Source organism: Deltaproteobacteria bacterium, from assembly GCA_011375175.1.
Lineage (GTDB): Bacteria > Desulfobacterota > GWC2-55-46 > GWC2-55-46 > DRME01 > DRME01.
On sequence record DRME01000090.1, the window covers coordinates 1 to 10,586 of the forward strand.

The 10,586-nt window shown below is 65.3% G+C and carries 7 protein-coding genes; 6 read left to right on the forward strand and 1 reads right to left on the reverse strand.

Annotated features, from left to right (window positions below):
* Positions 1-187: 187 nt before the first annotated feature.
* From ENJ37_07800 to ENJ37_07820, 5 genes are all read left to right on the forward strand, one after another.
* On the forward strand, positions 188-535 hold the full coding sequence (locus ENJ37_07800; protein ID HHL40394.1) for a hypothetical protein: 348 nt from the start codon (positions 188-190) through the stop codon (positions 533-535).
* Positions 536-723: 188 nt separating this feature from the next.
* Positions 724-1,968, forward strand: coding sequence for a TolC family protein (locus tag ENJ37_07805; protein HHL40395.1), 1,245 nt, complete (start codon positions 724-726; stop codon positions 1,966-1,968).
* Complete coding sequence (locus tag ENJ37_07810) at positions 1,969-4,071, forward strand: cation-translocating P-type ATPase (GenBank protein HHL40396.1); 2,103 nt, start codon at positions 1,969-1,971, stop codon at positions 4,069-4,071. It begins immediately after the preceding gene.
* Positions 4,072-4,145: 74 nt separating this feature from the next.
* Positions 4,146-5,828: an efflux RND transporter periplasmic adaptor subunit gene (locus ENJ37_07815; protein HHL40397.1), complete on the forward strand. Its 1,683-nt coding sequence runs from the start codon at positions 4,146-4,148 to the stop codon at positions 5,826-5,828.
* A gap of 33 nt (positions 5,829-5,861) precedes the next feature.
* Positions 5,862-8,978 carry an efflux RND transporter permease subunit gene (locus ENJ37_07820; GenBank protein HHL40398.1) on the forward strand — a complete coding sequence of 1,039 codons (3,117 nt, stop codon included), beginning with the start codon at positions 5,862-5,864 and terminating at the stop codon, positions 8,976-8,978.
* Positions 8,979-9,215: 237 nt separating this feature from the next.
* On the opposite strand, the gene ENJ37_07825 is transcribed toward ENJ37_07820, so the two are convergent.
* Positions 9,216-9,587 (reverse strand): XRE family transcriptional regulator, encoded by a 372-nt coding sequence (locus tag ENJ37_07825; GenBank protein HHL40399.1) that lies wholly within the window; start codon positions 9,585-9,587, stop codon positions 9,216-9,218.
* A 446-nt stretch (positions 9,588-10,033) separates the two neighbouring features.
* Here ENJ37_07825 and ENJ37_07830 point away from each other — a divergent pair, with 446 nt between their 5' ends.
* Entirely contained in the window at positions 10,034-10,516 is a 483-nt protein-coding gene (locus ENJ37_07830) for a ribosome maturation factor RimP (GenBank protein ID HHL40400.1), read from the forward strand.
* The last annotated feature ends 70 nt before the right edge of the window (positions 10,517-10,586 follow it).

Consider the following 10,586-nt stretch of genomic DNA (forward strand, 5'->3'; position numbering starts at 1 on the left):
CCCGATTTTGCTTGCAAAATCGGGGTGATCCGCAGGGAATTAAAAGTCTTTGAAGGGGGTCTGGGGGAAACTTTCTACAGAAAGTTTCCCCCAGAGTAATATTAATATGAAGCTTGACATTACCCCCTCTCACATGCACCCTTGACAAGCCGCCCTTCCAAGTGGTACGCTGAAAAAATTCGGGGGTATGATGAAGCTCTTTGACGGCCTCAGAAGACTCGTCTCCATACTGCTCTTCACCGCCCTGGCGCTCCAGCTCTCGGGCTACACGTGCCGGGCGGAGGTGCGTCTCGACACGCCCCCGGTCCTCCACCACGGCGACGGCCACATCGCCTCCCATGACATCGTCGACGGCTCGGCGCTCGACGCCGACAACCACTACTGTCCCTGTCCGTGCCACGGCGGCTTCACCCTGACTCCGCCCCTTGCCGTATCCTCCACGGTAAAGGCCGCAGCGCCCGTGACGATGCAACCGCCTCCCCAGCCGACCGACGTCACCATAGCCTACTTCCATCCTCCGAAAATCGTTCTCTGATCCGCGACCCCGACGGGCCGCACGGGGAGCAGGGCGGCAGTCCCTCCCCTGCCGGCGCGCGCGGGCCCTGCAGGATAGACGACCGGCTCCCGTGCCCGCCGCCGCGGCAGGCCGCCCCCCGCTTCTCTGCCGGGTCCTTGCAGAAGACAAATCCGAAAAAACGTTTCCAGGAGGTCCTGTCCTTGAATATGCCGAGATTTCCCATGCCCGCGCTGGCCCTTGCCGCGCTCCTCGTGCTGGCGGCCGTCTCCCACGGCTTCGCCGGCGAGGACTCCCCCGTCTACACCCTCGATGAGATCATCGAGGTGGCGATGAGGGAAAACCCCTCCGTCGCCGTCTTCCGGGCCAATCTCGACGCGGCCCGCGGAGAGGTCACGGCGAGCAGGGCCTACCCGAACCCGGAAGTCGAGGTGGGCGGCTCGCGGGGCACCTCGCTCGAGACCGACGAGTCGGCCGCCGAGTTCTCCATAAGCATCGGCCAGCCCATAGAGTGGCCCGGCAAGAGGCTCTACAGGGAGAAGGCGGCCAGGTCGGCCCTGGAGAGAAGGGAGATCGAGAAAGAGAGCTTCCTCATCGAGCTCCGCTACGAGGTGAAGGCCGCCTTCTACAGGCTGCTGCTGGCGAACAAGGAGGTGGAGATCGCCGCCGAGAACCTGACGACCGTGGAAAAGCTGCTCGCCACGGTCCGGGCCAGGGTCGAGGCCGGAGAGACGCCGGAGTTCGAGCTCGTCAAGGCGCGGGTGGAAAAGCTCAAGGCGGGAAAGGCGCTGCGGAGCGCCGAGAAGAAGGCCCTTATCGCCGCGGCGAGGCTCAACGGCCTGCTCGGAAACGCGCTGCCCGCGGGCTTCGCCGTGAAAGGGGAGTTCAGGAGCCCGGTCGGCGGATACTCCAAGGAAGAGATCCTCGCCAGGGCCTTCGAAGACCACCCCTTCATACGCGCCGCCAAGAAGCAGGTCGAGCTCAGCAGAAACGAGCTGCGGCGCGAACAGGAGTCGGTCATGCCCGATGTCACCGTCAGGGGCTTCTATGACAAGGAGATCGACAAGAAGACCGTCGGTCTCGGTATCTCGGTGCCCCTTCCAGTCTGGTACAGGAACAGCGGCGAGATAGCCTCGGCCTCGGCCGCGCTCGCGCAGGCCCAGGCCGACCTCCACAGGACGAGAGTGGAGCTCTCGGTGGCCCTCGACGAGGCCCTCAGGGACTACGAGATCGCCCTCGGGCAGACCGAGGTCTTCGAGGAGGGCCTGCTCGAACAGGCGCGACAGGCGCTGCGAATCGCCGAGTTCAGCTACGCCCAGGGGGCTTCCGGCATCCTCGACTACCTCGACGCCCAGCGCGTATACCGCGAAACCCTCCTCGACTACGGCAGGGCGCGCTTCGACCTCTCGCTCGCCATAATAGACATCGAAAGGCTCTCCGGCGAGGAGGAGTAGATGGAGGAGGTCACCCTCTACATAGAAGGTATGGACTGCGAGGAGGAGGCCAAACTGGTGCGCTCCGCCCTCGAGGCCCTCGACGGGGTGGACTCCTTCCATGTCAACACCGCCTCGGGGAGTGTGAGCGTCGTCTACGACCCTTCGCTCCTGTCGGTGCGGCGCATGAGCGCCGCCCTGGAGAAGACGGGCCTTGGCGTGAGACTCGAAAGAAGGAACGGGAGCGGCCGGAGCGGTCCCTGGTGGCGCGAGCCGAGGATCCTCACCCTCTCCATCTGCGCCGCGATAATCGCCGTCACCCTCGTCCTCGAGCACCTCGCCGGTATGCCCCATCCCATGGCGGCCTTCCTCTACGCGGCGGCCGTGGTCGTGGGCGGGTACTTCCCGGCCAGGATGGGCCTTGCGGCCCTCAAGAACCTCACCCCCAACATACGGACCCTAATGGTTGCCGGTGCGGCCGGGGCCGTGAGCCTCGGGCTCTGGGAGGAGGCGGCGCTTCTGGTGCTCATCTACTCGCTGGGCGACGTGCTCGAGGCCTACGCCTCGGACCGCGTGCGCTCGGCCGTGAGGGCGCTCATCGGGCTCGCCCCCAAGGAGGCGAGGATAAAGCGCGGCGGAAAGCTCCTCAGTATCCCCATAGACGAGGTGAAGGTGGGGGAGACGGCCGTCATAAGGCCCGGCGAGAGGATACCCATAGACGGAGTCGTCGTCGCCGGCTCGTCGTCGGTGGACCAGGCCCCCATAACGGGCGAGTCAATACCGGTGGCCAAGAAGCCCGGCGACAGGGTCTTCGCCGGGTCGGTCAACCAGCGGGGCTCGCTCGACGTGGAGGTCACCGCGCCGTTCAGGGACACCACGCTGGGCAGGATAATCCACTACGTCGAGGAGGCCGAGACGAGAAAATCCGTCTACCAGCGCTTCGGCGAGACCTTCGGACGATACTACACGCCCTCCATGTTCGCCCTCGCCTCGGCCGTAATGGTGCTGCCCGGCCTTGTGACGGGCCAGTGGATCGAGTGGTTCTACCGGGGGCTCGTGGTGCTCGTTGTCTCCTGCTCCTGCGGCATAGCGCTCTCCATACCGGTGGCCGTCGTCGCGGCCGTAGCCAACGGCGCGAGAAAGGGCGTCCTCATAAAGGGAGGGGCCCACATCGAGGCGGCGGGGCGTGTAAGGGCCGTGGCCTTCGACAAGACGGGCTCGCTCACCATGGGAGAGGCCCGGGTGACCGACGTGGTGCCGCTTAGCGATACGCCGGTGGAGGAGATAGTGCGGATCGCGGCCTCGGTGGAGCACCGCTCCGAGCACATACTGGCCGACGCCGTTGTGAGGAAGGCCGAAGAGATGGGCCTCTCCCTCGAAGAGGCGGCCGACTTCGAGGCCATGCCCGGCATGGGCGCAAGGGCGAGGCTCGGCGACAGGAGATACGCCGTCGGCAGCCCGGCGCTCTGCGATGGGCTCGCCCCCTCGCAGAAGCGCCGCGTCGCCGAGGCGGCCTCGGCGCTCGAGCGCGAGGGAAAGACCGTCATGGTCCTTCTCGAGGACGGCGACGCGGTGGCGGTCATTGCCGTGAGCGACGAGATAAGGCCCGAGGCCCGTGAGACGGTGCGGCGCCTTCGCCGCCTCGGCGTGCGGGGCGTGGTCATGCTCACGGGAGACAACGAGACCGTGGCCGCCGCCGTGGCCAGGAAGGCCGGCATCGACGAGTACAGGGCCGCCCTCCTGCCCGAGCAGAAGGCGGCGGCCGTAAAGGAGCTCAGGCGGCGCTACACAACGGTGGCGATGGTGGGCGACGGCGTGAACGACGCCCCGGCGATGGTGGCCTCGGACCTCGCCGTCGCCATGGGCGCCGCCGGCACGGACGTGGCCATAGAGACGGGCGACATCGTGCTCATGAGCGACGACCTGTCGAAGATACCGGCGGTGATGGAGCTGAGCAGGAAGACACTGCGGGTGATGAAGGAGAACATCGCCGTCTCCCTCGCCGTCATAGCCGTGCTCGTGCCCATGGCGCTCACCGGCTCCATCGGGCTCGTGCCGGGACTTCTGGCAAACGAGATCGGCGGCCTCGCCGTCATACTCAACGGCCTGCGGCTGTTGAGGTGACCGGGGCGGACCGCGCCCCCTCTACGAAAGGGTCGCGTCGAAGAAATCCAGCGGGAAAGGAAGAGGTGTCTGTCATGGGAGGCAAAAGGCTTGTTGCGGCGTTGACGGTGCTGGCCGTGGTTGCGGCGGCGCTCTTTCTATGGGCCATGGGCATGGTGGAGCTGCCGTGGCTGGGGCTGGTGCGGGAGGACCATCTGCACGGCGGGAAGGCTCCCCACGGGCACGAAGGCATCGACAGCCCCGACGTCATGGTTACTCACGACGACGAGGGGCCCGACGGCCACGACCACGGCGGGGAGCAATCCTACGCCCCCTACGGCGGCTACGAGGAGGATGCCCACGATCACGGCGGGGATGCCCATGATCACGGCGAGGAGGCCCACGACCACGGCGGCGGAGGCCACGGAGGCCACGAAGAAGGGGTCGTCCGCCTCGACCCCACAAAGCGAACGGCCGTGGAACTCGGCGAGGCGGTCGTAAGGCGCGGCTCGCTCACCACGCTCATAAAGCTGCCGGCCGAGGTCCAGTGGGACGCCGACAACCTCATACACGTAACGCCGCGGGTCGACGGCATAGTGCTCGCCGTGGAGAAGTCGCTGGGAGACAGGGTGAAGGAAGGGGAGCTCCTCGTCACGCTCGACTCGCCGGAGATGGGCAGGGCGAGGATGGAGTTCCTCACCGACCTCAACCGCATGGCCCTGGCCGAGGTGGACTTCGAGCGCGCGAGGACGATCTACGAGAACACGAAGAAGCTGCTCGCCGTGCTCGACGAAAGGCCCGCGCCCAGGGAGGCGCTCGAGCGGGCGCGCCGCCTCCCCTCCGGCGAGAACAAGAACCTGCTGCTCACCAAGTACACGGTCATGCACGTAAACGAGCGCAACTTCCGGCGCGAAAAGAAGCTCTTCGAGAAGAAGATAAGCAGCGAGGCCGACTACCTGGCCGCCGAGAGCGCCTACGAGACGGCGCGGGCCGACTTCTACTCCACCTACGAGGAGATAGGCTTCAACCTCGAGATAGACTTCCTCAAGGCGAAGAACGAGTTCGAGATAGCGAAGAACGAGATACTCAACTCCGAGCGCACCCTCCACATCCTGGGACTTACGAAAAAGGAGACCGACACGCTCAGGAAGGAGGGGGCCGAGCTCCACAGCGAGATTTCGCGCACCGGCCTCTACAGCCCCGTAAACGGCGTCATAGTGGAGCGCCACGTAAGCCGCGGCGAGCGGGTGGGCCGCGAGAGCACGCTCTTCAAGATAGCCGACACCTCGCGCATGTGGGTCATGGCAAGCGTCTACGAGCGGGACCTGCGCTTCCTGCACAAGGGCCAGAAGGCGCTCGTCCGCCTCGACGCCTATCCCGGCGAGACGATGGAGGGGGTCATCGATTATATCGGCAGCGAGCTCGCGCCCGATACGAGGACCGTGCAGGCCAGGGTCGTACTGCCCAACAGGGACGGGAGGCTGCGCGCCGGCATGTTCGGAAGCGTAACGCTCTTTTCCGGCAACACAGGCCGCAAGGATACGGGTCTTCTCGTTCCCGTCGACGCGCTCCAGCGAAGCGAGGCGGGATACGTCGTATTCCGTGTGAAGGGTGAAGACGAATTCGAGGAGGTGGCGGTGGAGGTGCTTCGCAAGTCGGCCGACTTCGCCCTCATAAGCGGTCCCGTGAGGGAGGGTGAGCGGGTCGCCACGGGCGATCTCTTCATACTCAAGGCCGAGGCGGGCAAGGAAGAGATGGGGGGCGGCCACAGCCACTGACCGGGCCGCCCCTACCGGAGGAGCTTACCGAAGATGTCAAGGATCGTAGATTTCTCGCTCAACAACAGGCTCATCGTAATCATCGTCTGGCTTCTCGTCGCCGCCGCCGGCGTGAATTCGCTCACGAGACTGCCCATCGACGCCGTGCCCGACGTGACCAACATACAGGTCCAGGTCCTCACCAACTCGCCGGGCCTGCCGCCCGAGGAGGTGGAGCGCTTCATAACCTTCCCCGTAGAGACGGCCATGAGCGGACTCCCGGCCGTCGAGGAGATACGGTCGGTCTCCAAGTTCGGGCTCTCGGTCGTCACCATCGTCTTCGAGGAGGGCACCGACATATACTGGGCCCGCCAGCTCGTGGGCGAGAGGCTCGTGGAGGCGAGGGAAGAGATACCAGAGGGCTACGGCGAACCGGCCATGGGGCCGATCTCAACGGGCCTCGGCGAGATATACCAGTTCGAGGTGCGCGGCGAGGGCTACACGCCCATGGAGCTTCGCACCATCCTCGACTGGTACGTCAACTACCAGCTGCGAAGCGTCCCCGGCATCGTAGAGGTCAACTCCTTCGGCGGCGAGCTCAAGACCTACCAGGTCACACTCGACCCCGGCAGGCTCACGGCCTACGGCATCTCGGTAAAGGAGATACTCGACGCCCTGGAGTCCAACAACCGCAACGTGGGAGGCGGCTACATCGCCCACCACGGCGAGCAGTACCTCATCCGAGGCGAGGGGCTCATCGAGACGCTCGAGGACCTGGGCGACATCATCGTCACCACCGACGAGCACACGGGCACGCCCATCTACATAAAGGACCTGGGCCGCGTGGAGTTCGCCCCCATGATCCGCCAGGGCGCCGTGACCCGCGACGGCCGCGGAGAGGCCGTCGTCGGCATCGTCATGATGCTCATGGGCGCCAACTCCCGCGTCGTCGTCGACGAGGTGAAACAGAAGATCGAGAAGATAAAGAAGTCGCTGCCCGAGGGCGTGACCATCGACACCTACTACGACAGGACCGAGCTCGTCCACAAGACCATAAAGACCGTGGCCAAGAACCTCATCGAGGGCGGCATACTGGTCATAGTCATACTGCTGCTCTTTCTCGGAAACGTCAAGGGCGGCCTCATCGTGGCCTCGGCCATACCGCTCTCCATGCTCGTGGCCTTCTCGGCCATGAGGCTTGCGGGCCTGAGCGGCAACCTCATGAGCCTGGGCGCCATAGACTTCGGGCTCATCGTCGACGGCTCGGTCGTCATGATCGAGAACGTGGTGCGCTACCTCTCCGAGCACCGCGACGACAAAAGGCCCCACATCGAGAAGGTGAGGGCCGCCTGCAGGGAAGTGGCCCGTCCCGTCGTCTTCGCCGTGGGCATAATCATAATCGTCTATCTGCCCATACTGGCCCTCACCGGCGTGGAGGGCAAGATGTTCAAGCCCATGGCCCTGACCGTGGTATTCGCCCTCGCCGGCTCGCTCGTGTGCGCCATGACGCTCATGCCCGTGCTCGCCTCTCTGTTCCTTGTCAATATCAAGGAGAAGGAGCCGCTCCTCTTCTCGCTGGCGAAGAGGGTCTACAGGCCGGTCATAAAGAGGGTCATGGGCAGGCCGGCCGTGACCTTCGGCGTCGCCCTCTCGGTATTCGCGGCGAGCATCTCGTTTACGCCGTTCATGGGCACGGAGTTCATCCCCGAGCTCGACGAGGGGGCCATAGCGCTTCAGATATGGCGGCTGCCCAGCGTCTCTCTCGAGAAGTCCAACGAGATAAGCACCCTGGCCGAGCGGGTCCTCAAGGAAGAGTTCGCCGTGGAGATAGACACCATAGTGTCGCGCACGGGCCGGGCCGAGATAGCGACCGACCCCATGGGCGTGGAGATAAGCGACACCTACATAATGCTCAATCCCAGGGAGCAGTGGCGCTACGAGTCGAAGGAGGCGCTCATCGAGGCCATGGACGAGGTCCTCAAGGAGCGGGTGCCGGGCGCCATATTCAGCTACTCCCAGCCCATCGAGCTGCGTGTTGCCGAGCTCATCTCCGGCGTGCGCAGCGACGTGGCCATAAAGATCTACGGCGACGACCTCGAGCTCATGAAGAAGAAGGCCGACGAGGTGGTGCGCATCGTAAGGGAGGTGCCCGGCGCGGCCGACACCAAGGCCGAGCAGGTCATAGGGCTTCCGACCATGCGGGTGCGCATAGACCGCCAGGCCATAGCCCGCTACGGCATAAACGCCGAGGACATCCTCGACGTCATACAGGCGATAGGCGGCAAGGAGGCCGGCGTCATAGTGGAAGGCCAGAAGCGCTTTACGCTCCAGGTGCGCTTCGACGAGTCGGTGCGCCGCGGGCTCGACAGGATAGGGGACCTCAAGATCGAGGCGCCCGTCGGCGCCGGCGACTCGCCGCGGCTCATCCCGCTCTCCCAGCTCGCGTCTATCGAGATAGAGGAAGGGCCGGCCCAGATAAGCCGCGAGAACATAAGCCGCCGCATCACGGTGGAGACCAACGTGCGGGGCCGCGACCTCGGCTCCTTCGTGGCCGAGGCCCAGGATCGGCTCGACAGGGAGTTCACCCTGCCTCCCGGCTGGTACATGGACTGGGGAGGGCAGTTCGAGAACCTGCAGGAGGCGTCGCGGATGCTTGCGCTGCTCGTTCCCGTGGCGCTGCTGCTCATCTTCGTTCTCCTCTACAGCACCTTCAACTCGGCGCGCCTTGCGGCGCTCATATACCTGAACGTGCCCATGGCCGTAACGGGCGGCGTCTTCGCCCTCCTGCTCCGGGGCTACCCCTTCTCCATATCGGCGGGCGTGGGCTTCATCGCGCTCTTCGGCGTGGCCGTGCTAAACGGCGTGGTGCTCGTCTCCTACATCGTGCAGAAGCGGAAGAGCGGCGCCTCGGCCTTCGACGCCGCCGCCATGGGGGCCATGGCGAGGCTCCGGCCCGTGCTCATGACGGCCCTTGTGGCCTCCTTCGGCTTCGTGCCCATGGCGCTCGCCACGAGCGCCGGGGCCGAGGTGCAGCGCCCGCTGGCTACGGTCGTCATAGGGGGGCTCGTCACCTCGACGCTTCTGACGCTGCTGGTCCTCCCCTCGGTCTACAGGTGGTTCGCCGGAGACGAAGGGGCGGCGGGCGGGAGAGCCGCTGATCGCACCTCATAGGGCGGGGGCCGCCCCGGGGCGTTGAAGCCCGCTCGGCCGGCGGGGGATGCGCCTCGGCCCCGGCGGCCCCTGCGCAAGGAGTCTTTAGCGGCCCGTGGGGGCGGCCGCCTCCATCGGCGAGCGCCGGGCTTTACACCAGAAGTTACGCCGCCGTCGCGGAGCGGAGCGCTCCGTGTGCGTTTCGGGCACTTTCGGCCGGTCCGGCGGCGGTGGCGAGCGGACCCGGCCGAAGCCCCCTCAGGACTTGAGGATCTCCGTTATTATCTCGCGCACCTCGCGGCGCTCCATGACCTTCAGGATGAGTCTTACGAACCCTATGAGCTCGCTCCTCTCGTCCTCGCTCATCCGCCTGTAGATCTCGCCTATGAGCCGTTCCGTCTTGAACGTTCCCTCTCCCTTGCCGTTCCGCGTGAAGAAGTAGGCGAGGTCCTGGTCCATCGCCTCGGCCAGTATGAGCCACTCCTCGGTCGTGATGGGTATGTGTCCCTTCTCCTTCCTTACGTATGTGGTGCGGTCGATGCCGAGCTGGCGGGCCAGATACTCCTGCTTTATGGACTTGTCCTTTCTGAGCTCCCGGAGCCTGGACAGTATGTCCTTTGTGTCTATCATGCACGTAGTATATACCCCGTCCAGGGGCTTAGCAACCCGAAAGTTGATGTCCTTAAAGCAGAGGTGAAGTCTCTACATCTCCCCTTGAGTACGCCCTCCCGCTCCCGCCACTCCGCCGCGTCGAGGGGCGCGGGCGGGGCGAGCTCGCGCCTGGGCGCAAGCTCGCGTAACACGTAAAATACCACTTGCAATCCCCCTGTGAGTGTGTTAAATTTACTGGATAGAGGTTCTGCTTGACAAGTGGGCATTAAGCCCACTTTTTTATTTACGGCGAAGTTTCGTCCCGGGGCACCTCTTTGAGTGGGGGTCTCTTCAACCGGGGGCGTCTCTTCGTGGGGAAGGGGCGCTGTCGCCCTCTCAACCGCCTCATCGGGACCGCCTCATCGGGCGCGACCAGCGCGACGGCGGGCAGGGGGCCATGGGCTTGAGGGGGCGGTCATCAGGGCGTGGAGCAGGAGGGCGGGGAGCAGGGCGGCATGGGCGGAGAGAAGGGTTCCGTGCAGACGGTGGAGGAGAGGGTCGAGGCCGTCGTGACCCCCCTTCTCGAGTCGATGGGGCTTGAGCTCGTCGACGTCGAGTACGGAGTGGGCCGCGGTCGCGCAAGGCTCTGTCTCTACGTGGACAAGCCCGGCGGCGTGACCATCGACGACCTAAGCGCCGTGAGCCGCGAGGCCGGCGTGCTCCTCGACGTGGAAGACCCCATAGAGATGAGCTACGATCTCGAGGTCTCGTCTCCCGGTCTCAGCAGACCGCTCAGAAAAGAGAAGGATTTTCGACGGGCCGTGGGCAAGAGGATAAGGCTCGTCACCACCGCCGAGGTGGGAGGGCGCCGCACTCTCGCCGGCACGCTCGAGGCCTTCGCCGGGGGCGTGCTCACCGTCGTCGATTCCGACGGCGTCCGCTACGAAGTGGGGATCGGAGCTCGATGATCTTCGGGTCCATCGCCTGGATGTCGGCGCGCAATTGTTCCAGCGCGCCCACGGTGGCCTCGCGGTCGTC

What these genes read in the sequence shown, in the direction of transcription:
- ENJ37_07800 (HHL40394.1), top strand. Translation starts at nt 188, where the DNA reads ATGATGAAGCTCTTTGACGGCCTCAGAAGACTCGTCTCCATACTGCTC.
- ENJ37_07805 (HHL40395.1), top strand. Translation starts at nt 724, where the DNA reads ATGCCGAGATTTCCCATGCCCGCGCTGGCCCTTGCCGCGCTCCTCGTG.
- ENJ37_07810 (HHL40396.1), top strand. Translation starts at nt 1,969, where the DNA reads ATGGAGGAGGTCACCCTCTACATAGAAGGTATGGACTGCGAGGAGGAG.
- ENJ37_07815 (HHL40397.1), top strand. Translation starts at nt 4,146, where the DNA reads ATGGGAGGCAAAAGGCTTGTTGCGGCGTTGACGGTGCTGGCCGTGGTT.
- ENJ37_07820 (HHL40398.1), top strand. Translation starts at nt 5,862, where the DNA reads ATGTCAAGGATCGTAGATTTCTCGCTCAACAACAGGCTCATCGTAATC.
- ENJ37_07825 (HHL40399.1), bottom strand. Translation starts at nt 9,587, where the DNA reads ATGATAGACACAAAGGACATACTGTCCAGGCTCCGGGAGCTCAGAAAG.